Consider the following 23,925-nt stretch of genomic DNA (forward strand, 5'->3'; position numbering starts at 1 on the left):
AAATAAAGATACTTTTAGATTAATTAGGATTTTTTCGGGCTAAAAATTTAAAAATTGCTACACGATCTGAAATTTTTTCTTCCTAATCTTTTTAGTAAACCAACAACGCTGTTTTGTTTTTTTTACATTTTGTTCTTTTTGTCTTTAGAGGCGCTATATCTTATTGATAATGAGATATATACAAGGCTAACTATAACCAATTTCACGGTAACTATAACCGATTTCACGGAGAACTATAACTATTTTCACGGAGAGCTATAACCGATTTCACGGAGAGCTATAACCAATTTCACGGGACAATCTTAACTATAACAGAGTACAATATTTGTTATAATAAAAAGATCGCTATTTTTGTAAAGCGTTGGACAATTTTGACCACAGCAGGTACATGGCTAGAAAGAAAAGTAACTTACAGGATCGCTACCTGGTAAGAATGCAGGGAGGGAATCGGGGATTGGTGGAAGCCACTTCCCGAATGGATATTCATGAATTCCGTGTGTTTATGACCATGCTGACAATGGTTCTGCCTGAGGATAAGGACTTTGAGGAATACGAAATCAGAACGCAGGATGTTATCAAGCTTTTTTCACTGGGCGATGACGGCCGGTATTATGAAGCGGTGCGGGAAGCAGCTGATCGGTTGTTCAATAAGAAATTTGTCATTTTGGAAACCAAAGCAGATGGTCAGGTTTACAAAACCACGATCCACCTGATTGACGAGACAAGTGAGCCAGTCAAAGAGAGTGAGCAAAATCGTATAATTGTCAAGTTCAATCCAAAGTTAAAACCGTATTTGATTCAGCTTCAGCGGGAATACCTGACTATCGACATTCGCAATGTAAAGAATGTGCAAAGTCCCTATTCGATGAAACTCTATTTCATCCTTAAGCATCAGTATAATTTGGGAAACCGTAAGAAAAGCTATACCGTGGAGCGACTTCGGGAGATTCTGGCCATTGAAAAGCATGAATATCCGATGTATGGAAATTTCAAACAGAAGATTCTTAAAAAGGGGATGCTTGACCTGGAAAAGAACACGGACCTGAAAATTGTGCGCCTGGAAGAATTAAAAAACGGACGTGCGGTAGAATCTGTTGTCTTTCACATTGAGGGCAAGGAAAGTACCAAGATTTCAAAAACCCGGACTAGTAAAAAGTCCGAATTGGATTCCAGCTCCGGGGAGGAAAAGGAGGAAGATTTTCAGGAATTTGAGGTTGTGCAGCAGCAGGAAAAGCATGACAACCTGTTGCAGGAAATACATCAGCCGATCCGTCAGTATGTTTCAGAGACAACGGTCAGTCATTGGATTGAACACTATTCGGTTGAGCAAATTCGACGTGGGGTAGCATACGCACTTCAACAGGTGGAACGGGGGAAGGTAAAAAACGTAGGAGCATACCTGCAAAAAATGGTTGCCATACCGGATTTGGTGGAAACAAAAGCCGAAAGTACTAAACCCAGTCATAAGCAAAGTGCAAAATCCCGTTCCGTTTCGGGTCCAAATGCTGCAACACAAGAACCGGACCTATCTCGTGCCGAAGCTCACCGGCAAAAAGTTTCCCGATTTGAGGAGTTGATCGAAGAGAATCAGCAGGCCACGGTTGTTATTCTTGAACATTTGAAGCGCGGTTTATTTGGTTCCTACTATAAGGATCATCTTTCATTGACGGAAAATATGGCAGATCCCGCTTTATCTGGTATTTTGGTCGATATTGCTGCATCGCTGTTTCCGAAATTTTTCGAAAATTTGCCTCATATAGAAGATTAGTTTCATTTGAAGTGAGGAGGGAGCGAGCGAGATTACTATATAATAACTTTATATCGTTATTATTTCGTTACTATTTCCTTAAAGATTTGGCAGTTTCTATTATTTCGCAGCTTATCTGCATACAGTATTTGGATAGTTAGTACGTCTAAATTAATTCAGCTCGCGATTATTTACATATACCTAGTGACTGGTCATGGAAGGACAATGGAAACTTCCTCAGACGGAATTGCTCTACCAGGTCTGAATCCAACGAAGTTAAAGTCCAATTGAATACGCTCCCCGAAGGTTCGCACCCTCCACACTTCATGAATACAAATTTCCATGTAGAAAACACGTTTTGAGGAAATATCCTTGTAGCTGATCAGCCGTAGGTGTGTCCAGCTCAATTGTATACACACTGCGTATACAATTGACTCATCGGAAAAAAAAGCCGCAAACTGCATGCATTTCCGCAGTTGTTTCTCGCCGCACCCTTTGCCATACGCTTCGGTAAGCTGCCCGGCCAGCGACTTGGCGACCTGTAACTCTCACAACTTAGAGAACTATCCAAAATTAAAATTTGCCGCTAAGCTAGCATACAACCACTCTGTACCACCCGTAAAAACATACCAATTTTTAACGTATTGTTCAATCCCTCGCCCCTGTGTTGTTATAACCCACAGGGTTTTTCCCGGATTTCCTCAAAGCCGGCATCAGGAACCAGATTCCGGCCCAATAAATTGACAGGAATACACAGTAGGCCAGTTAAAACGCCCTTCCCACTGATACCAAAGGACACTGGATTTATCTATTATCACGCGTCAGCTACCGCCGTATTGGATTCCCTTAAATTCTCTTGTAAGGTCCAAAAGGGATTGCTCTACGCCCATGCGTTCGAGTGAGGATGCACCCACAAAACCATGAATATCGGTTTTACTCAGGATATCTCGCACGTCCTGTGGTGTATTGACCGGACCGCCGTGGGCAAAGAAAAAGATGTCCTTATTCACTTCCCGGCCAGCATCGGCGATTTCCTGTGTCCGCTCAATGGCGTATTCCATTGAACAGGAAGCACCCGTTACACCGATGGAGCCGCCGATGGTGGTGCCGACGTGAGCTACAATGGCGTCTGCGCCTACTTCCGCCATTCTGCGGGCTTCATCGGGCGTGGCGACGTAGACAATGGAAAACAGATCCATCATCGTTGCCAAACGAATCATTTCCACTTCTTTGCTAAACCCCATTCCGGTTTCTTCCAGGACCTGGCGAAACTGTCCGTCTACAATACAGTGAGTAGGGAAGTTATTGACCCCCGAAAAGCCCATTTCTTTTACTTTCAAGAGATGATGCCACATCCGGCGGCGGGGATCTGAACCGTGCACCCCGCAAATCACGGGGATTTCGTCAACCACGGGGAGTACTTCAAACTCTCCAATTTCCATTGCTACGGCATTTGCATCTCCATAAGCCATCAGTCCTGCCGTAGAACCGTGGCCAGCCATTCTGAAGCGGCCTGAATTGTAGATGATGATCAGGTCGGCGCCACCTTTTTCAATAAATTTGGCGCTGATACCCGTTCCGGCACCTGCCGCAATGAGCGCTTTACCCTGATCAAGGGTTTGACGTAAACGATCCCGTACTTCCTGCTTGGTGTAGGGATTTCCCTTACCAGTCCATGGATTAGGCATAATAAATGATGATATGTTTTTACTGGTTAAATGTATTCTTTTTAACTAAAAGTTCAAGCAGAATGTCCACAAGCTTTTTGGCAAATGCCGTGTCATTGATGTGCATGTCTAATTCATACAGGCTGACATGTTCTGCCACGTGTTCCCTGATCGAGCGAAAAAGTGCCGCATTTGCCTCGGGCTTATAGAAAATACCCCCATGTGAATCGACCTGTGAGAGGCCACGTAGCGGGATGACGATCGACGCCGGAGCCTTTGATTCGCTGACGCGTACAGCGAGCTTTTGTCCCAAAATCAGGTTCTCTTCCACGCTTGTCCGCATCAGGGTGACGTCCGGTGCCCAGCTATACAAATGCCGGTTCTGGTAGTGCGCGGGAACCGTATCAAGCTGCGCAAAGTTAACCATGTCCAAACAACCGGGTACGACTACCTGCGGCAGGCCCATTTCACTTGCCGCTGTGAGCCTTGTGGGCCCGGCGCTGCATATACCTCCACACAGATCATCGGCTAACTCGGTGGTGGTAACATCCAGAACCGCATCAAAACTACCTTCACGGATGAGTGCCTCCATGGTTCTTCCACCTGCCCCCGTAGCGTGAAAGGCCATGACTTCATACCCGGCCTGTTTCAATAATACCGTGCATTTATCCACGCAGGCCGTTGTATTACCAAACATGCTGATGGCAATTGAGCCGATTGATCCAGGATCCTTATTAGGTGGCACGTTCGCCATGGCGCAAACCGCAGCAGCCGTTTGTACCACCAGGGCATTGAGGATGTGATTAGTGCCTGCCACATCCACAACCGAGGAAATTAAGGTAACATCTTTATGTCCAACCTGACGTGAGAGGTCTTTGGAGGCTACCGTGCTCAGGCACACTTTGGGAATGCCCAGGGGAATCGGCTGCATGGCAGCCAGGACAATATAAGTACCTCCACCTCCTCCCATTCCCACGGCGGCCTTTACTTTTCCTTCGGCAACTAACCGGGCAACAATCACAGTAGCACCGCGGCCCATCACTTCAATGGCTTTTCCACGATCCCCTTCGGATTGAAGGTGAGCCAGCTCGTACCCGCCTTCCCGGGCAACAGTATCCGCTTCATAATCAACCCTAAATGCATCATTTGTCCCGTAAACTCCGGTATTGATGGTAATGACCCGCTCCTGATACGAAAGGATTTTTTCGATCAATAGGCTAAAAATGTCACCTTTTGAATCAAAACATCCCAGAACAAGCACGTATTTTTCATTTGAAAACATAACTTTAATCCGGTTTTTTAAACAATTATGTTACAAAAACCACCCGTTCCGGAAGAGGGAACTACAATCGTTTTTGCGTGCTCATCTACGGGATGGGGGAGGTAGTTGTTACTGGATGTCAGACGATCGAAAGTCATCAAAGAACCACAGGTAAATCCATCCTTGAGACCTTCCGGGCTGTTGGAAAGGCCAAATTCCCTCTCCTGCAGGCCGTATTTATGCCCTACCATTTCCTTCATAGTATTAAAACAAAATAGGATTTCCTCTTACAAAACCGGCCTGTCCGCATGCCATAAATCAGTAGGTATTTTGCACCTGGATTATTCATTCTATGGTTTTGTAAATGTAGTACCAATCCTTGAATTTGACTCAGAATAGGCCTTGCTTCATACAGATAAAAATCTAAAACGTATTCTCTTTTAAATATACCGTTCAGGACTTCACTAATTCGGTTTGACCGGAATAAATAGGTTAGTGTATGACAATCAATCATACACGTTACTCTTACTTGTTTCAATAAATTTATCAACCCATTACTTGCAGAGGTTTTATAAGCGGCCCTCCGCGGCGGAGGTTCACTTGTAACGAGAACCTCTAAAAGCCAGGCGTGTCCAAGAACGAAGGCCGAAAATGTATGGCTGGATTTTCTCTTGTTTTTCTATTTTATCAGCCTGGAAACAAGCAAGTCAGTAAAATACAATTTGGCATTGCCACGTTTAGCTTTAACAACGAAACTCCTGCCATCATGAGCATGAATCGAAGCTTCGCCTTATTACTCCTTGTAGTCAGCCTCACCATCAGTAGTCAAGCCTTTGCGCAGGTACGTCTTGGCGTAAAGGGAGGCGTCAATGCATCTAAAATTCGATTTGCTCTGTTTGACACTGATCCTATACCAGGATACGAACTCGGGCTGCTTGCAGATTTTGGTTTAAGTCCCCATTTTTCAATCCAACCCGCCCTGTTGATCAATGCCAAAGGTTTCAGCGTGGATCTTGATACTCGGGATCAGGCTGGGTAAAGAACGGGGAATACTATACTAATTTTCAGGCTTGTCTACACCGAAATACCCGTCGTGTTGCTATACAAAGCGAATATCGGTAAATCCTGGCGGTGGTATGGTGGCGCAGGTCCCTACGCCGGAATCGGCATCACCGCAAATACAAAATCAGATTCAGATGATTGGGAAGACCGAAAAATTCAGTTTACTTCCGAAAACCAAGATTCATACATACTCAAGGCCTTCAAGCGCATGGACTACGGGCTGAACGCCGTCTTAGGCGTAGAGAAGGATAACATACAGGTTGGAGTTAACTACAGCTACGGATTGATGCGCATTCTCCCCGAGGGAAACAACCCGGATATAGGTAAAGCTTACAACCGGACGCTCGCCCTGACGGTAGGCTATTGGTTTGGGGAATAGGGATTCCGCTAATTTTCAGGCACCATCTTGAAGTAACTGATTTATGCCCTATGAGGAAACCAATACTAAATTGGTCCACTAACGCCGCATTTCTCCCATGTGGCAGATAAACCTCGTCTATTTCTCCGCAACAAATAGTATTTGCGCCGAATAGGTAGCCGCAGGAATAAGTACCGAAACTCCACTTAGCTGTATGGATACAGGAATATCCGAATAAGTCACAGTTGTGCCAGGCTCCGTTGATTGGTCATTCCAGATTAAATCGAAAAAGGGTACACTTGTCGCTCCGGGGATTTCAACATAAGGAAAGCCGCCAGAGTAACTTGCAGCCGCCAGCGAAGCACTTCCTCCATTTCGTTGTGCGTAAAGGTGAAGAGAGGGATCCCATGTGGTTGTTGGATCGTACTGCATCTTTACCTTAATGCTGCCACTTTCAAACAGGTCAGCGCCGGGCGATGAAAGCATATCATTGTCAAAAGTATAATTCAGGATTATTGGGTTACCGTTAGGCGTTGGCATTCCATAATCGTTTCCTGCTTCTGTAATCGTTGGGATGGTTACGGAGTTTGGGACATTGTTGACCGTTACAGGGACTATTTCTGAGGGAAAGGCTCCATCGTCACTAATGGTGTAGATAACGGAAAGGGTATGGACGGAAGCCGTAATATCGGCGTAGTTGTTGGGCACAGCCGAGAACAGAAGTTGATGCCCATTACCGGTACCGTTTCCTGTATAACCTCCCCCAATACCACTGATAATTGTTTGCGGATTAGTGGAAAGAGTAACCGGCAATGCGGGCGTTCCGAGAGTTCCGTTGCCCCCCAGCGCAGCAACCGGTTGCAATTTTATATCAAGCCCGGGAATCGTTTGGCTTATCGAAACAGCTACGCTGCGCGTACTGCCAGCTGCCACGGCAGACGTATAATTGAGCCACTTTGCGTTGTTTGTTGGGGTTACAATGGGAGCTCCGGCATTGGTTGGTCTTCCAAATTCCAGGGTAACGTCTGATCCTTCTACATCCAGCATAGCAACCTCGGGTAAGCTTACACTAACCATTTGCATGTTTGTTTGTGAAAAAACATTGGCATATACACCAATTAAGAGCAGAGTGAGTATGAAGACAATGCTTTTCATTTATCGCCTTGGTTATACCCCACCTTTAAGGATTCCTGCTGATATTTTATCTCTCGCTGCTGTCTGATGATTCTGATAGTAAGAGCCCTGGTTTCGTCCGGCTGCAAGTCCACATCAAACAGCTCGCTGGCAATTTTGTAGCGTTTGTCGAGTCCGTTTCTGTAAACTTTCACTTTCCAGTTGCCCGGGCGCAGATAAGTAAAATCGAACTCCTGGCCAATAGTTACTATTTTTCGGTAGAGCTGTGTACCATTGGATGCCTCAACTATAAGGCTCTCGGCTCTCTTTGGATCATTCTTAGCCAGAAACGGATCATAGATAGATTGTCCTTCGTTGCCGGCTTGGTCCACCTGCACGGTTCCTGCAATTTTGGCAGCTTTGGAAAGTCCAAAGTTAAGAATGGTTTCTTTATTGGTCAGATGTATTGCCAAAGGCAACAAGGTATCGGCAATGTCGGTCAGGCCTGTCGTTATTCGATCAATTTCCAGATAATACTGGCCGGGCGGAATGTTTTTGAAGCGATAATGTCCATTGGAGTCGGTAACGGCACTTTGATTGCCAAGCCATAATTTGATGCCATCCGTTTTGGCTGTACCCAAATTGGCAATGGTCCCTGAAAGCGTTGCGTATTTGGCAATTTTTTTTATGGGAACATTTATGCGCCATAGATACCGGAGTGAAAGAATAAAATCCTTGTTGTTAGGTTGATTAGGTTGCAGGGTGTACCTGGCTGTTACATCCAGTTCGTGGTTTTTTAGGATTTGCTGATGGTACCTCATTTCAAAAAGATTACGGTCTCTGTACGATTCTTCGGGCATATAGTTGTTTTGGTAGAAAATACTCAGGTTAGCATTTCTCCCAAAACGGTTTGTCAGCCTGGCTCCATAATTGATGTTTTTCTGGTCTTTGATCTGGTAGCGGGCAGTCTGTGCATAACTAGCATAAAAGTTGACGCTGGTCGTTAATTTCGCAAAGCCAATGTTTGTGAAATACTGTTTGGACAGACCGGAAAATTCCGAGAGGTAATTGTTGGTTTTACCAACTTGTCCGCCCATATCCAGCCTAAACATATTAATTCGCTGGTCGAGGTTTATTTTTAGAAATACTTCGTCGTAATTGTACTGTTTTACTGGCATTTGGTCTTCGTATTTTTGAAAACCGCCAAAAAATTTAAGTGAGCTGTTTTTTAGGTAATTGTACTGCAGGCCCGTTTGAAAATGGTTTCGGTAAGGAGCCACGCCATACAAAGTATCTTTTTTATAGTTTCTGGCATCTTGTCGGTAATTTGCATACATATTTACCTTCTTGGAGGCTCTAAACGCCACATTGGCCATTCCGGAATGGGAATTTGAGAAATAGCCGGCGAAGTTCGTTGAGGCCTTCATAAACGTAAGGCCAAAGAGAAGTTTTTCAATCGACCTTTGAACTTGCGTTCTAAAAGCTACCCCTTCGGCTTTGCCATTTTTGCTATAGGCAAGCTCTCCCTGCAATTCTGTATTTTTTAGTAATTTGGTTGTGGCGGAAATGGAAGGCAGATGTGCTCCCACTACGCCGGTTACAGGCATTTTGTAAAGATAACTTATCGTCATTTCGGTCTGCCTGTTGAGCTGATATTTGGCGTATACCGACGCTTCGTTTTTAATATCCCTGAAAAAGCGGGGACGATTGTAGAAACCACCCAGAATAACTTTCCCAAACGTGTAGCTAAGTTCTGCTCCCCGTCCATACCGCGCATTTTCGGTTAGGTAGGAGGCTGTATAGCTTTTGTCACCAAGGTACGCATACAACCCGCCTTTTTGGTAGGTTACAAAATATTGTTCGTAGGGAGTAAATGCGTTGAAGGGCACCGGACCAGGAGTTACCATGTGAAAGGATAGCATATCTTTGTTTTCTTTCGAAAGGCTGCCATTTCCGTACATTTCTACCTGGTACCCTCCCTGATAACTCCCCCGATTCCGGCTTCCAATGTAGCTGAGGGAAAGTGATACCGGCAGACGGAAAAATACGTCATTTTCTTTTGCGGCAATCGGTATGATTCGCACAGTACTATATGCATCGTAATGCGTTTTGGCATCGACCTTGGCAGAAAGGTGCAGAACCTGATACATTGTGGCCTCAATAGCGGCATCGGTACTTTTGGAAACCATAATAGTTTTTGATTCTCCCGGCAGCAGCGTCATCTCCGCGCCACTGTCTATACTTGCGTGATCTGCCGTCAGGGTGAGTTTTTCGGGCATATTGCCGCTATTTTTTGCCAGAAAACTTGCCGTTATCCGGGCGCCGGCTTTCACATAATCGGACGAGTGGGTAGGAGTAAGCGTAAGTTTACGTACCCCCGCAACGGCTAATTCCTTCGATTGGATGGATTGGACTCCATCTTTATTGGTCCTTTTTAGCCAAACGGTATAATTGCCCTGGGGTACCTGCTGCGCAATACGGATCGGTACAATATACAGTTTTTCCGTGTGTGCTTCCACCACAATGGTACTGCTACTACGCAACGCAGTGATGCCGTCAGCGGAGCTTTCCACAGTAAGCAGGTAAGTCATATCAATTGCCAAGGCGTTCTCCAGCTTAAACGAAACCGACGTGACCGTACCCGGTTGTACGATTTCGTTTTGACTGGTTTGCGCAAAAAGAAACCGCGAGCATAAAAAGAAAAAACAGAATACCCAGATTTTAAACACCTAGTTAGTGAAGCACTTGTAGCTTTTGGTTATAAATTTTTATACTTAGTTTATTCCTTTGACAATTACACCTTGGTGAAAGAGATACCTTACTCCTTTAATTCCAGATCTATATTCATCGCAAAGGCATTATCGTTTTGGTCGGAAAGCAGCAGTACGGCAGAGTAGTTGCCGGGGTTCACGGCGCTGATGTCAATCGTAAACATTTTGGAGGTACTGGGCAGCAATCCCATTGGCCCGCTTTGAAAGGACCCGACTTTACTGCCGGTTATGCGGTCAAAGATTTCGATGCCAGCAACCGGTCTGGTGTAGAGTGTCCCCTTGTTGGCAACTGCCAGTTTCACTTCCCGATTTGTGCCGTTTATTTCTATGTCTACCCGTTCAAAATTCAGATCTGTTTTTGCTTTTTCGGGCTGAACATTCGTAATCAGCTGAATAGCATACCGCATGGTATTGGTAATGGTCACCCCCGTTTGTTTGGCAGACTCTATTATTTGCGTTGGCTCAATTATTAGCACACTCCAATAGGTACCTATATCGGTCACATTCTGCGGAACGGTAATTTCGTAGAAAATGTCGAGTTTCTCTTTGCCTTTCAGGGTAATAAGGTTAGTATTCAATTTCACCCAGCCAGCGTTGCTTTTTTCGTTGGTTTGCGGATCGATGTATAAAGTGCGGCCATCGGCAAAATAGCTAAGGTCCTGCAAATAAATTTTTACGTCCTGCGGATGGTCAGCTGTATTTTGTATTTGTACCTTCCCTTTTAGTACCTGTCCATTTTCTACTTTGTACAAATGGGTAAGCCCGTTGAGCACAAAAATGCCTGCCTTTGCAGACAGAACCGGCACGGCTAAAAAGAAAAGAAATAGGATTCTCTTTGACATAGTTATTTATCTAAATTATATTATTCAGCTACAAATTTGCATGTTTGCTGGACCACACGCCCATCGAAAAGCATTAGTCAGAAGTAACCCGTAACCACCAATCAGTTAGTCTTTCTGCTGTCTCAAAACGCAGCCAGGCTATTCAAGCAAGAAAGTTACAAATCCGCAGAAAGTTAGATTCTTTAAAGTATTGAAGGTGTAATGCAGCTATTCTCAGTCCAATGATGTAACTGAATTGGGCACGAGGTAAAATCCCCTTTCTCGGGGGGATTTTACCTCGTGTTATGCTTAAAAACCGATTGACCAGCTCGACTGAGAAAAAAAATGCTTAGTTGTCTGAAATAGTATAGACAACGTTTGTACCAAATGTTCCTTGTTCCAACTGGCTATAGTTAGATCCACGGAAACTAAGCGAGTAAGTAAGCTGATGCCCGTTGCTGGTGCCATCTCCTGTATACGAACTTCCTATTTCGGTGATAAGATCCTGGTCGTTCTCAGTCAGCGTTATGGGGTTGGCCTCAGGTGTTCCAAAGTCTCCTGCACCTGACCCCGTGTAGGTAGCAGCAGCCAGGAGAAGATCAACACCATAGGTAGTACCATTCAGCTTTACGGAAATTTTACGTGTAGCTGGTCCGTCCATAGTATAGGGTTGACTAATAGTAGAATAGTTCAGCCAAAGCTGAGTGTTGGGGCTAGGTGCCTGAATCGGCAGACCGGCTTCGGTAGGTGCCGTAAAGGCGAAGGTGATGGCAGTGGTACCGGATGACTCGATATCCAAAAGTGCCACCTCAGGAATGGAGATGTCCACGTTGTGATTGGCAGTTATTCCATCCTGTGCATAGGAATTGACTGCCACACATGCAAATGACAAAGCTAAAGCAAAGAGGGTAAATTTTTTCATAAATAGATGATGGTTATACGCAGGTAAAGTTACGGATTGTTATATAAATCAAAATCATTTTTTGTATTTATTTGTTACAAATGGCTTCACTAAAAAGTGGGGCAGAATTAGAGTTCGGACGGCTGTGGTCTGAGCAATAGGTCACGGGTCGGAAAAATCTGGCCTGGTACAGTTCAGCTGTATTCAAATTCAGCGCCATCCTTAAAGATTTCTTCGGTATCCTAAGCCAGAAAATCTTAGGCATCCGTTAATCCAGCTTTATTTTTGGATGGAATTGGATTTTTTGCCTGACTGAAAAAGACAAGCACAATGCATTAGTCAGAAAAAATGTTCAAGTGTAATCAATAGGCCATCTCCCGTTTGCTATTATATTCTGATTGTCTGACACAGGTTATGTAAGACTATTTCTAATTAATATTTTTTTTGATTTAATTTAGATCTGAAGGTCTGCTAGAACACCTGGAAAAGGGTGAAGTGAATCTTACCATCGGCCAGGTCTTTGGTTTAGATCAGAACCAGGCCGACTAGTATCTGGAAAACAATCTGGGTGCTGGTAAAATTGCTGGCTTATCCTGGTTGAATGTTTATGAGTAATTATATAATCCAAATGACAAAAATCCTGTGTATTCTGACCTTTAGTCTGCTATGTATTTCTATCCAGACTCAAGCGCAACGCATTTTGCCCTCCAAGGACAGACTGTCGCCCATTCAGGTGTCGATGTCAATTGAGCGAATACTGGGTAAAGAAGCTATCCGGGTTGTCAAAGACAGTGCGGTACAAAAGTTTGACGAGCCCACCTTTGTGCGGCTCAACGGTGTCGATTTTACCAATGGTACCATTGAGGTGAAAGTACTGAGCCGACTCCTGAAAAATGCACCGGAAATGGCCCGTGGCTTTATCGGAATTGCGTTTCGGATCAACCAGGCCAATTCCAGCTTCGAGAATATCTATATCCGTCCCACCAACGGTCGTGCACCAGATCAGGTACGTCGCAATCATTCCATTCAGTACTTCTCCTACCCCGATTACAAATTTGATCGTTTGCGGAAGGAATCACCGGAGCGTTATGAATCGTATGCCGACATGGCCCTGAACGAATGGATTACGATGAGAATCGTAGTGAACGGCTCAGAAGCCAAACTTTTCCTGAACGATGCTAAACAACCGGCACTGCTGGTTAAAGACCTGAAACATGGCCCAGGAACATCAACATCAGAGCCGTCAACAGGCATTGGTTTGTGGGTTGATGTGGGTACCGAAGGCTATTTCGCCGATCTTAAAATTACCAAACAGTGAGATCTACCAGGGGCTGACGGGTAAACGCCTGAAATCACCGTAACAATTCGATGTAGAATGATGAATCAAGTTCCACCACGCACCCATGCGGTTGTTAACAATCGAATCGTTTCAATTGATGTAGTCCGGGGGATCGTGATGATTCTGAAGGCCCTGGACCATGTCCGGGATTTACTCCATATTTCCTCCTTAACCCAAAGCCCGACCGACCTGGCTACCACCACACCCGTGCTGTTCTTTTCCCGCTGGGTCACCCATCTTTGTGCACCAATTTTTCAAGACCTCAGCACGCAGCCTGAGGCGCAACAAATTTTTTTCAGGCATAAATATTCTTGGTCTTTCCATCAGTATGTCTGTCGGGCTGTTACTAATTGCGTTTGTGCATGATTTGCTAACTTATGATCGATTTAATGAAAATGGTAAACGGATTTATCGCATTACCAGCATTGCCAAATTTAAAGCAGAACAGGACGGCAAGTACTCATCCACCTCAAAGCTTATCCGTCAGAAAATTGCCGATGTTCAGCAGGTAACAATCGTCCGCAGGGACTTCGTGCAGGACGCAAGCGTTGGTGACAAAGTACTACCCATCAGGGGAATGTGGGCCGAACCGTCTTTGTTTAGAATCTTTACATTTCCGATGCTGGAAGGAAATCCTGACACAGCCCTGAAAGATCCTTACACAGTTGTGCTGACCGAGTCTACTGCCCGAAAAATCTTCGGCAGCAGCCAGGCCATGGGCCAGATCATCAGGTTTGATTCAATCGATTATCAGGTAACCGGGATCATGAAGGATGTTCCTTTCTTTTCGCATATCAATTTTGAAGCGCTGGTCTCGCTTTCCACGGCCCAACAGCTCCACAAAAACGACATGAATTTTGAAAAATGGTCGAACATGTATGGGAATTCGGTTTACCTTCTACTGGCTGAACATGCAAATGTGGATGATATTCAGTCCAAGCTCAATGAAATTGCAATGGAGGAAAATCGGGCCGAAGAAAGAATGGAGATTCAACTTGAATTACTTCCATTGCATAAAATCGTAGTGGGTGAAAAGCTTCATTCGGGCTCAATGAGTGGTTCAGAAGGACCTCACATTTCTGGATCTCTCCTATGGATCCTTGGGGGGCTGGCTTTCATCGTTATTTTGTCAGCCTGTTTCAATTATACCAATTTATCGATTGCCCGGGCTATGCGACGGTTTAAAGAAGTGGGTCTGCGGAAAGCCATTGGTGCCGGCAGCGGTCAGGTCTGGCAACAATTTATGTCCGAAGCCATCTTGATCTCTCTGTCCGCACTACTTTTTTCATTTCTTTTTTTTCTTTTCCTGAGGCCAAAGTTCATCAACCTGGCTCCCCAAATGCAGCAAACAGTAAAACTCGAACTTACGCCGTCAGTGGTCGCAGCCTTTCTTGTTTTTTCGGTACTTGTGGGCGGAATGGCCGGATTGTTACCTGCCCTGTTTTTTTCAAAAATCAGTGCCCTTCAGGCGCTAAAAAATGGCAGGTCTGTAAAAATGTTCTCCTACCGGGCGCTTAGACGCTCGTTGGTAATTATACAGTATACCGTAACTCTGATTTTTATTACTACAACTTTTCTAAGCTATGTGCAGTACAAAAATATGCTTGCCTTCGATCTGGGTTTTAACACGGAAAACGTATTGAACATATCCATGCAGGGAAACCAGCCCGATGTGCTTTTGAAAGAACTGAATGAGATGCCGGAAGTTACGGCATTGTCCAAATCAATGATTATCACCAGCGTTGGGAATGCCTGGGGTGGCTATATAAAGTACAAAGATTCACGTGACTCAGCTTTGGTGATGACCAATCACGTGGATGAAAACTACCTGCCATTGCACCAATACAAACTAGTTGCCGGAGAAAACTTTATTGCCAGACCCAATACCCCCGAAGGGGTTCGGGAAATTATAGTTAACCAGCAGTTTTTAAAACGATTCAACATCAGCGCCACCGATCCAGGCCAGGCAATCGGAGAAGAAATAACCTTCAGTAATTATAAAGTACGTAGCCAGAAGATGACCATTATCGGGGTTATAAAAGACTTTCACTATGGAAAGCTTGAAAACATCATTGAGCCTGTGGCATTCATGTCCTGGACACCACAGGATCAGGCCATAATTAATGCAAAAATAAAAAACTCGGACCTTGCCTCCACGATGAACAAAATTGAGTCCACCTGGAAAAAAATTGATCCGGTGCACCCTCTAAAAGCCGAATTTTATGAAGATGCAATAAAAGAGGCTTACAGTGAATTCTCCACGATGATCCAAATTATAGCATTTCTCTCATTCCTAACAATTTCAATCGCATCCATGGGTTTATTGGGAATGGTGGTATTTACAACCGAAACAAGACTCAAAGAAATATGTATTTGTAAAGTGATGGGAGCCAGCTCAGGAAACCTGATTATATTACTGAGCAGAAATTTTCTAATCTGCTGTCCATCTCCGCATTGGTCGCAATTCCTGTAACGTACCTGTTCTTTACTAACGTCGTGCTTACCAATTACCCGTATCATACCCCGGTACAATTCATGGAGCTGTTAGGTGGTGTATTGGTGGTTTTTCTGATCGCTTTCCCCCTAATTGGCATACAAACCCTGAAAGCAGCAAAGAGCAATCCTGTGAAAGTCCTTAAGGGAGAGTGAGACAACTACTTTTGCTCACGTAAATCTACTGAGTAAGAGTGAGATGGGAATTGTTGTTGGAAAGCTTTGCAGTGTCCCGCTACAAACGGCGTCATGCATTAAGAGTATTAAATCTCTCATTTCCAGCAATTGAAGCTTAGTGGTGGGCTATTCATTGGATTTCTTTGTAAATGTGCATCAGTCAAGCAGGTTATCTTCTGGTACCAGTAGTTAAATAAATTGAACTTCAAAGAATTGCAAACTCAGCTTATACTGAACGAGGAATGAATCCTGGGTACAAGTCATGTTTTCGGAATCTACTTTGGGCTGCCAGCTTTCAAATGTTGATTTGTGCAAATGGTGAGAAAAATTTTGAAAAACCAACTACCTTATTTCATATTTCTTTAGTTCCCGCTAGGGACCAATGCCTGTATTTATGCGGGGGGATGTTCATTATCTGTTTAAACTGACGGTTAAAATAGGACAGACTATTAAAACCTGATTCGAAGCAGGCGCTCGTTACACTGTAATCCGCTTTTTGAAGTAGTTTGCAGGCGTAGGCTACGCGAATTTCATTCAGGAATCTGGTAAAATTTTTCAGGGTTCTGGTTTTGAAATATCGGCAAAAGGCAGTTTCACTCATATTGGCTACCATAGCGACATCAGCAATGGAGATTTTTTCGGTAAAATGCGTGTAGACGTACTGATTGATTTTCCACATCCGTTCCTCATCCCGGCTGTAATCAAAGTAATAGTTTTGATTGGTCAAATACCTGAACTCACTACTTTCCGACAGCCGGAGCAAGGACAGCAGCAGGCTCAGCAGCTTCATGGGGTCAGACTGCTGAGGCATTTTTCTTAATTCCTGGCAAACCATAGCGTTGGTTTTTCCGCCAAACTGCAGGCCTCGCCTTGCCCTGGCAAATAACCCCGAAATTCCTTTGAATTCTGGTTTTGTCAAAAAATCCTTTCCGAGAAAATCTTCGGTAAACTGGATAATCAACCCCAGTGGTTTTGCCTGTTGGTTGTACTTTTCAAATTCAGGATTTGGCTGCAGAACGTGCGGGAAATTTGAGCCCAGCAGCACCAAATCGCCGGCATTGAATTCACAAAATCCGTCACCTATGACACCATTGGTTTTTCCTTCGATAAAATAGATTAACTCCAACTCGGGGTGGTAGTGCCACCGGGTGGTCAGATCAAAGGGTTCCCATTTAAAAACAAAAGACCGATTGGCCTGCGGGTTTATAAGTCGGTAACTCGGTGTACTCATGCTGATCAATTAATTGCCTATTCTCATAAACCGGAATAGGTAGTATTCTAACGTTTCTGAATGAATTTTTTTGAAACAAGGTAAAATAGTTCAAAAATTAGCAAAGACTGTGAAAAAGTATGAGCCTACAAGTGATCAATTTTGCATAAAGAAAATAAGATAAACTTGGACTTAGGAATTAGCACCTATACGTTTCCCTGGGCAGTGGGAGTACCCGGATATCTGCCGGATACGCCGAAGAGCTGGTCGGATCTAATGACATTCTGTACCCAAAATCAGGTTCAGCGCTTTCAGATTGGCGATAATTTTCCGCTCCATGCCCTGTCATCCTCCGTTTTGACGGAGTATATTCGTCAGGCAGAAGATCGGACAATCCAGCTCGAAGTAGGTACCCGGCGACTTGAAAAAGTACACCTGTTAAACTATCTGTCAATTGCCCGTCAGGCCCGTTCACCATTTTTGCGGGTTGTTATAGATGACACGGACTATGAACCCGATGAAGAATCTGTAATTGAAATTATAGGGGAAGTCCTGCCGCATTTCAGGTCGGAAAATGTCATGCTCAGTCTGGAAAACCATGACCGTTTTTCATCCAGTTCCTTATTGAATATAATTTTGGAAACTGATCCTGAGTGGGTAGGTATATGCCTGGATACGAGCAATTCTCTGCGGGCGGGAGAAGGAGTGGAACAGGTCCTTCACACGCTGCTGCCATTCATCCTAAACCTGCACTACAAAGACATTCAAATAGAGCGTGTCGGCCACAAAATGGGCTTTATGGTTCAGGGGTGCGAGCCGGGCACCGGAATCATCTCCCTGGATAGTCTGATTCAAACCCTTGGCAAATCAGACCGCTGTCAATCCGTAACGCTGGAACAGTGGCCGCCCTTTGTGGAAAACCTTGATCATACAATTCAGCAGGAAAGAGACTGGGCCTTGAAAGGAGTCCATTTTTTGAGACATACGTTAAACTTTTATTCACAACACATATGACAAATGTAGCTTTGGTAGGTGCCGGCGGGAAAATGGGCTGCCGCCTGACGGATAATTTTCTTAAATCAACTGATTATGAAGTAAAATATCTGGAAATCAGTGAAAATGGAATGCAGCTACTGGCCCAGCGGGGCGTAACGGTTAGTTCACCCGAAAGCAGCATTCACCAGGCCGATGTGGTAATTCTTGCCTTGCCGGATGTCGCTATCGGGGCTTTATCGGAGTCAATTATCCCGCAAATGAAGCCTGGTGCACTCGTGCTGACGCTGGATCCTGCGGCGCCATTGGATGGAGTTATTGCCCACCGCGATGATCTGGGCTATGTCATCGCTCACCCTTGTCACCCGTCTGTGTTCAACTGGGAGCCAACCCAGGAGGCTTTCCGCGACTTTTACGGGGGAATTTCGGCCCGGCAATCCATCGTGGTGGCGCTCATGCACGGCACAGAAGAACATTATAGTCTGGGCGAAAAAGTGGCACAGGATATGTATGCACCGATTTTGGAAACGCACCGGATTACCCTCGAACAAATGGCGATTCTTGAACCTGCCATGGTCGAGACACTTGCCCAAACCTGTATGGAAGTTGTTAAGGAAGGATTCGACCGTATCGTAGATCTTGGCGTTCCCGAGGCTGCCGCCCGGGATTTTGTCCTGGGACATTTACGGATTCAGATTGCGGTACTTTTTAAGGAGGTCAATGGTACTTTTTCTGACGCTGCCTACAAAATCTCCAAACGTGCCAGGCCTATTTTATTCAAAGAAGGCTGGGAGCGAATTTTTGAAATGGACGACATTCGTCAACAGGTCCGGGACATCACCCAAAAGTGAACCGGATGTCTTTCCGCTGCCTCGTATTATAAATTATACTTCCTATGAACAGAACCCTTTCCATGAAACGTAGTGCCCTTTGGTTTTTATCCTATTGTCTGGCAGTTTGCCCTCTGCTGGCGCAAAATCTGGCAGAAAAGGGCCCATTAAAGGTTAGTGCCAATCAGCGGTATCTGCAAACGGCCGATGGCCAGCCCTTTGTGTGGCTGGGCGATACGGCCTGGGAACTTTTCCACCGGCTTAACCGTGAGGAAGCGGATCGCTATCTGACCAAACGTGCCCAGCAAGGTTTCACAGTGGTGCAGGCAGTGGTACTGGCAGAACTTGACGGGCTGCATACGCCCAATCCTTACGGGGAGGTTCCGCTGGAAAATAATGACCCAACCAAACCGCGCGAAGCGTATTTTAAGCATGTTGATTATATTATCGACAAAGCGGCTTCTCTGGGGATTTATATAGCCCTTCTGCCCACCTGGGGTGATAAACTTTTTAAGGACAACTGGGGCAAAGGACCGGAGATATTTAACGAGTCAAACGCACAAGTCTACGGTGCGTATTTGGGAAGACGTTACAAAACCAGAAAAAATATTATTTGGGTTTTGGGTGGTGACCGTAATCCCCGGAATGAAGCAGACGTAGCCGTTTGGCGGGCCATGGCCCGGGGTGTTGCCGAAGGCTGCGGTGGTTTGGAAAATGCCCTGATGACCTACCATCCTCAACCCAATAGTCTGGAAGATGCGGGGTCTTCGAAATGGTTTCATGCGGACAAATGGCTGGATTTCAATATGTTTCAGACCGGGCATTGTCGTGAAATCAATGTGTGGGACCGAATTCAGGTGGCTTACAACAAAACCCCAATAAAGCCCGTGTTGGACGGGGAACCGATTTATGAGGATCATCCGGTTTGTTTCAATGCCAAAGATTTAGGAACATCCAGCGCATATGACATCCGCAAGCATGCATATCTGGATTTTTTTGCAGGCGCCTTTGGACACACCTACGGGTGCCACGGCGTGTGGCAAATGTATGCTCCCGGTCGGGAAGCTGTCAATGGGCCGCACCATTTTTGGTACGATGCCCTGGATTTGCCGGGGGCAAATCAACTGAAATTTGTCCGGAAATTGATCGAATCCCGACCCATTTTTGATCGTGTGCCCGATCAGAGTCTGATAACGGATGCTGGCCAAACGCACAACCGGATTCAGGCGACGCGCGGAAAGGACTACATTTTTGTGTACAGCGCGCAGGGGAATGACATTACGGTAAATCTGGGAAAAATAGCTGGCAAAAATCTGCAGGTCCGCTGGTACAATCCTAAAAATGGAGAAATAAAAACCCAGAGTCCGGTGGAAAATACGGGACAAAAGACGTTTGTCCCTCCAACGCGCGGTTACGGACAGGATTGGGTGTTGATGCTGGACGATTCGGCCAAAAATTATCCAAATCCCTAAGCGAAAGCCAGGTTGGAACGAAAAGCAGGCATTAGGGCGTGGCGGCCTTTTGCTTTTTAGTCAAGAGCCTGGAATGATGTAAAACGCCATAGAAAAAACCCTGTGTAATGATGCTCATGACATCAATCCCTGCGGCATGCCTCATTCCGGGCCAGGTATTATTTACTCAAATGAATTTCCAGGGAGGCATTAGCTGAATAATCCGAACCAATGAAAAAACGAACCTGTGCGATCATCGGAACCGGCTTTTGGGCCAACTATCAGATTCCCGCCTGGCAGGAACTGGACGGGGTTGAAATCGTGGCGGTGTATAATCGCACGCTTTCGCGAGGGCAGCAGGTAGCCAAAAAATTCGGCATCGGACCTGCTTACGATGACGCAGCCCGTATGCTGCAGGAGCACAAACCTGACTTTGTGGACATTATTACCGACGTGGACACGCATGCCGCGTTTACAAAACTGGCTGCGACGCACCGGGCGGATGTCATTTGCCAAAAACCGATGGCACCTTCGTATCACCAGGCCAGCGAAATGTTGCAATTTTGTGAGCAGCAGCAGGTTAAGCTATTTATTCACGAGAACTTTCGTTGGCAGGCGCCGATTCGGGCACTCAAAAAAATCCTGGATTCTGGCCGCATCGGAACGCCCTTCAAAGCCCGGATTTCTTTTTGCTCGGGCTTTCCGGTATTTGAAAATCAGCCATTTTTGGCCGAATTAGAGCATTTTATATTGACTGACGTCGGCTCGCACGTACTGGATGTCAGTCGGTTTTTGTTTGGGGAAGCTCGTTCGGTTTACTGCCAAACCCGGCGGGTAAATCCCAACATTCGGGGTGAAGATGTAGCCAATGTCTTTCTGGAAATGCAAGGTGGTCTACATTGCTTCGTAGAAATGTCCTATGCATCTATACTTGAAAAAGAAAGCTTTCCTCAGACACTCGTACTGGTGGAAGGCGATAAAGGCTCGGTCGCATTAGGTCATGACTTTGAACTGAAAATGACTACCAGGCAAGGTACGACCTGCGAAATAAGTCGTCCCGTGATGTACCCCTGGCTCGATCCCGACTATGCGGTAGTGCACGCAAGTATAGTAGAATGTAACCGAAATATCCTGCTCGGACTAAACGGTGGAAATGCCGAAACCACGGGTTCGGACAATCTCAAAACTGTGGCGCTGGTGTGGGCCAGCTATGCATCAGCAGCAGAGGGAAGAGTTATTTATTTATCCTGAATACCAAAGCAAGGCCTGTCTATGCTCCGAATTGAACATGTTTCCAAAACATTTCCTGGTGTAAAAGCCCTTAACAAGGTATCTCTGGAAGTGCATGCCGGCCAGGTACACGCCATTTGTGGGGAAAACGGAGCCGGCAAAAGTACCCTGATGAATTGTCTGGTGGGTGCTGTTCAACCGGACGAAGGACAATTGTATTGGGAAAATGAACCGGTGAGCATTCGTTCGTTTCAGCAGGCGGCTCGATTGGGCATTTCAATTGTTTATCAGGAACTTAGTATAATCGATAGTCTAAGCGTGGGCGAAAATATTTTTGCCGGACATCCACCCCTTACACGCTTTGGGATGATCGATTTTGCCGAACAAAATCATCAGGTAAGAAAAATGCTTGTGCGCCTTGGAATGGCAGCTCTTGATCCCGGGCAAAAAACCGGACTTCTTTCGGTAGCCGCCCGGCAGATGATTGAGCTTGGAAAAGCATTGATCGTTCGGCCCCGGCTGCTTATACTGGATGAACCAACCGCCTCGCTGACTGACAAAGAAAGCAAGGTTCTTTTTTCAATAATTCGGGAGATAAGCCAGCAGGGCACGGCGGTGGTGTATATTTCTCACCGAATGCCGGAAATTATGCAGATTTCTGACCGTATTACGGTTCTCAAAGATGGAAGCTATCAGGGTACGTTTCCTACAAACGAAATCACGGTTGATCAGCTCATTCAAAAGATGGTTGGCCGGGCCCTTACCACCTTTCAGGCAAAGTCCCACGCCACCTCAGAGGTAGTGCTTCATGTGCAAAACCTATCGGGTAAAGGGTTCCAGAATGTGAGTTTTGAGATAAAAAAAGGAGAAATTGTAGGCTTTGCCGGGCTTGTTGGCGCCGGACGTACCGAATTAGCTCTGGCAATTTTCGGGGAAACTCCCGCCCTAAGCGGAACAATTGAGCTCGAGGGTCAACCTTTTCTACCTCAATCGCCCCGAGAGGCTATTCAGAAAGGAATTGCCTATGTACCCCAGGAACGCAAGTGGCTAGGACTTTTTATGGAAAAATCAATTGTTGAGAATATTGCTTCCTCTCAGCTTGAAAAAGGCTGGTATCGAAAACATATTCATGAAAAGAACGCGCAGGAGCTTTGCCGGAATCGGGCCATCCGTACCCCTTCTGTCTGGCAGCAGGTTCGGAAATTAAGCGGGGGAAATCAACAAAAGGTGGTCCTTGCCAAATGGCTGAATACCAGGCCCGAATTGCTTATAGTCGATGAGCCAACGCATGGGGTTGACGTTGGGGCGAAAGCTGAAATTTACGAATTGCTGAAAGAACAAACCAAGGCCGGAAAAAGTGTTATGCTGATTTCCAGCGAATTACCCGAATTGCTCGCCCTGTCGGATCGGGTGCTGGTGATGTATCAGGGGCAAATTGTAAAAGAAATAACACGAGAGCAGGCTACCGAAGAAAACCTTCTGCACTATGCTTCGGGCCGTACCGATTCCATTTCCTCACCCTAAAAAACTTGATGCCCATGAACCTGACCAAACACTTACAGGACCGCGTTCTGACCCTCGGTTTTACTACGCTGCTGCTTTGTGTACTTATGACAATTGTCTTTCCTACGCAATTTGCGACGGTTGATAATTTTTCTCAAATTTTGCTGAATCTCTCCATTGACACCATCGTCGCGGTTGGAATGATGATCCTGATGATTGCCGGAATGTTTGACCTCTCGGTGGGATCCACGGTTGCTTTTTCGGGAGGTATGGCGGGCTATCTGATGTACTATCACCAAACCCCCGTTTTTCTGGCAATTCTTGCCGGACTACTCGGCTCGCTGGTGATTGGGTTTGTAAACGGATGGTTTATTGCCAAAGGGGGAATTAATCCGATGATCCAAACCCTGGCCATGATGGGCATCGTCAGGGGCTTTGCCCTCATGCTGAGCGGTGCAGGAATCCAGAATTTCCCCTACGAGTTTATTTACATCGGTCAGTCGCGGCTTCTAAAATTACAGGCACCAGTCTGGTATATGATTGGCACTGTGCTGGTCATGGCATGGCTGGTCAATAAAACCGTGTTTTTTCGGCGCTATTATTTTATTGGTGGCAATGAAAAAGCGGCCCGGCTATCGGGCATTGAAGTTGAAAAAATGAAGATATGGGCCTTTGTTATTTCTGCTTTGCTGGCAGGTATTGCCGGAATCCTGCTTTCTTCCCGCCTCGGAGCCGCCCTATCCACCTCTGGTCGAGGTCTGGAACTACGGGTGATTACCGCGGTAATTTTGGGAGGGGCCAGTCTTTCGGGAGGCTATGGCAAAATTGGCGGAGCCTTCCTGGGAGCTCTTTTTATGGCCATTGTGAACAACGCGCTTATTATTGGCCGAATATCGGGCTACTGGCAGGAGGTTATTCTGGGAAGTATCCTGATTACTGCCGTCGGTCTGGATCAATGGCTCATTCGCCGAAGTCAGCGGGTAAAACTCAAATCATAA

19 protein-coding genes and 1 pseudogene are annotated in these 23,925 nt (G+C 45.7%); 11 read left to right on the forward strand and 9 right to left on the reverse strand.

All coding sequences use genetic code 11. From position 1 onward, the window contains the following. Positions 1-388 precede the first annotated feature (388 nt). Positions 389-1,768, forward strand: a complete 1,380-nt coding sequence (locus EZE20_RS22230; protein WP_132121917.1) for a replication initiation protein — start codon at positions 389-391, stop codon at positions 1,766-1,768. 191 nt (positions 1,769-1,959) lie between these two features. Here EZE20_RS22230 and EZE20_RS24685 read toward each other — a convergent pair. From EZE20_RS24685 to EZE20_RS22250, 4 genes and pseudogenes are all read right to left on the reverse strand, one after another. Next, positions 1,960-2,277: pseudogene (locus tag EZE20_RS24685) on the reverse strand (DUF1016 N-terminal domain-containing protein); the annotation flags it as partial. 291 nt (positions 2,278-2,568) lie between these two features. Beyond that, on the reverse strand, positions 2,569-3,435 hold the full coding sequence (locus EZE20_RS22240; RefSeq protein WP_132121919.1) for a phosphoenolpyruvate hydrolase family protein: 867 nt from the start codon (positions 3,433-3,435) through the stop codon (positions 2,569-2,571). A 19-nt stretch (positions 3,436-3,454) separates the two neighbouring features. Then, positions 3,455-4,696, reverse strand: a complete 1,242-nt coding sequence (locus EZE20_RS22245; RefSeq protein ID WP_132121921.1) for a Tm-1-like ATP-binding domain-containing protein — start codon at positions 4,694-4,696, stop codon at positions 3,455-3,457. A 17-nt stretch (positions 4,697-4,713) separates the two neighbouring features. Beyond that, positions 4,714-4,935 carry an antibiotic biosynthesis monooxygenase family protein gene (locus tag EZE20_RS22250; RefSeq protein ID WP_132121923.1) on the reverse strand — a complete coding sequence of 74 codons (222 nt, stop codon included), beginning with the start codon at positions 4,933-4,935 and terminating at the stop codon, positions 4,714-4,716. A 368-nt stretch (positions 4,936-5,303) separates the two neighbouring features. Between EZE20_RS22250 and EZE20_RS22255 the strand changes: the two genes are divergently transcribed. Together EZE20_RS22255 and EZE20_RS22260 are read left to right on the forward strand one after the other, a co-directional pair. After that, complete coding sequence (locus EZE20_RS22255; protein WP_132121925.1) at positions 5,304-5,714, forward strand: porin family protein; 411 nt, start codon at positions 5,304-5,306, stop codon at positions 5,712-5,714. 21 nt (positions 5,715-5,735) lie between these two features. After that, complete coding sequence (locus EZE20_RS22260) at positions 5,736-6,116, forward strand: outer membrane beta-barrel protein (RefSeq protein ID WP_228713965.1); 381 nt, start codon at positions 5,736-5,738, stop codon at positions 6,114-6,116. 117 nt (positions 6,117-6,233) lie between these two features. On the opposite strand, the gene EZE20_RS24305 is transcribed toward EZE20_RS22260, so the two are convergent. From EZE20_RS24305 to EZE20_RS22280, 4 genes are all read right to left on the reverse strand, one after another. Continuing rightward, on the reverse strand, positions 6,234-7,172 hold the full coding sequence (locus EZE20_RS24305) for a hypothetical protein (RefSeq protein ID WP_199879942.1): 939 nt from the start codon (positions 7,170-7,172) through the stop codon (positions 6,234-6,236). A gap of 74 nt (positions 7,173-7,246) precedes the next feature. After that, positions 7,247-9,799: a hypothetical protein gene (locus tag EZE20_RS22270; protein ID WP_132121929.1), complete on the reverse strand. Its 2,553-nt coding sequence runs from the start codon at positions 9,797-9,799 to the stop codon at positions 7,247-7,249. A 227-nt stretch (positions 9,800-10,026) separates the two neighbouring features. Then, complete coding sequence (locus EZE20_RS22275; protein ID WP_132121931.1) at positions 10,027-10,821, reverse strand: hypothetical protein; 795 nt, start codon at positions 10,819-10,821, stop codon at positions 10,027-10,029. A 328-nt stretch (positions 10,822-11,149) separates the two neighbouring features. Continuing rightward, positions 11,150-11,722 carry a hypothetical protein gene (locus EZE20_RS22280; protein WP_132121933.1) on the reverse strand — a complete coding sequence of 191 codons (573 nt, stop codon included), beginning with the start codon at positions 11,720-11,722 and terminating at the stop codon, positions 11,150-11,152. 607 nt (positions 11,723-12,329) lie between these two features. Between EZE20_RS22280 and EZE20_RS22285 the strand changes: the two genes are divergently transcribed. Then, positions 12,330-13,019 (forward strand): hypothetical protein, encoded by a 690-nt coding sequence (locus EZE20_RS22285; protein WP_132121935.1) that lies wholly within the window; start codon positions 12,330-12,332, stop codon positions 13,017-13,019. Between the two features lie 349 nt (positions 13,020-13,368). Further along, positions 13,369-15,513, forward strand: coding sequence for an ABC transporter permease (locus EZE20_RS22295; RefSeq protein ID WP_262709671.1), 2,145 nt, complete (start codon positions 13,369-13,371; stop codon positions 15,511-15,513). Positions 15,514-16,062: 549 nt separating this feature from the next. Here the strand turns inward: EZE20_RS22295 and EZE20_RS22300 are convergent. Then, on the reverse strand, positions 16,063-16,941 hold the full coding sequence (locus tag EZE20_RS22300) for an AraC family transcriptional regulator (RefSeq protein ID WP_132121937.1): 879 nt from the start codon (positions 16,939-16,941) through the stop codon (positions 16,063-16,065). 165 nt (positions 16,942-17,106) lie between these two features. On the opposite strand from EZE20_RS22300, the gene EZE20_RS22305 reads away from it, so the two are divergent. The 6 genes from EZE20_RS22305 to EZE20_RS22330 all read left to right on the forward strand — a co-directional run bounded on the left by EZE20_RS22305 (position 17,107) and on the right by EZE20_RS22330 (position 23,925). After that, a complete protein-coding gene (locus EZE20_RS22305) occupies positions 17,107-17,934 on the forward strand; it encodes a sugar phosphate isomerase/epimerase family protein (RefSeq protein ID WP_132121939.1) in 828 nt (275 codons plus the stop codon). Continuing rightward, a complete protein-coding gene (locus tag EZE20_RS22310) occupies positions 17,931-18,764 on the forward strand; it encodes a phosphogluconate dehydrogenase C-terminal domain-containing protein (protein ID WP_132121941.1) in 834 nt (277 codons plus the stop codon). Before EZE20_RS22305 ends, EZE20_RS22310 begins: the two co-directional genes overlap by 4 nt. A gap of 44 nt (positions 18,765-18,808) precedes the next feature. Continuing rightward, on the forward strand, positions 18,809-20,215 hold the full coding sequence (locus tag EZE20_RS22315) for a glycoside hydrolase family 140 protein (RefSeq protein WP_228713961.1): 1,407 nt from the start codon (positions 18,809-18,811) through the stop codon (positions 20,213-20,215). A 210-nt stretch (positions 20,216-20,425) separates the two neighbouring features. Continuing rightward, positions 20,426-21,445 (forward strand): Gfo/Idh/MocA family protein, encoded by a 1,020-nt coding sequence (locus EZE20_RS22320; protein WP_132121943.1) that lies wholly within the window; start codon positions 20,426-20,428, stop codon positions 21,443-21,445. A gap of 21 nt (positions 21,446-21,466) precedes the next feature. After that, positions 21,467-22,948, forward strand: a complete 1,482-nt coding sequence (locus EZE20_RS22325) for a sugar ABC transporter ATP-binding protein (protein ID WP_132121945.1) — start codon at positions 21,467-21,469, stop codon at positions 22,946-22,948. 14 nt (positions 22,949-22,962) lie between these two features. Next, positions 22,963-23,925, forward strand: a complete 963-nt coding sequence (locus tag EZE20_RS22330) for an ABC transporter permease (RefSeq protein WP_132121947.1) — start codon at positions 22,963-22,965, stop codon at positions 23,923-23,925.

The organism is Arundinibacter roseus (assembly GCF_004348825.1).
In the GTDB taxonomy this organism is placed as follows: Bacteria; Bacteroidota; Bacteroidia; order Cytophagales; family Spirosomataceae; genus Arundinibacter; species Arundinibacter roseus.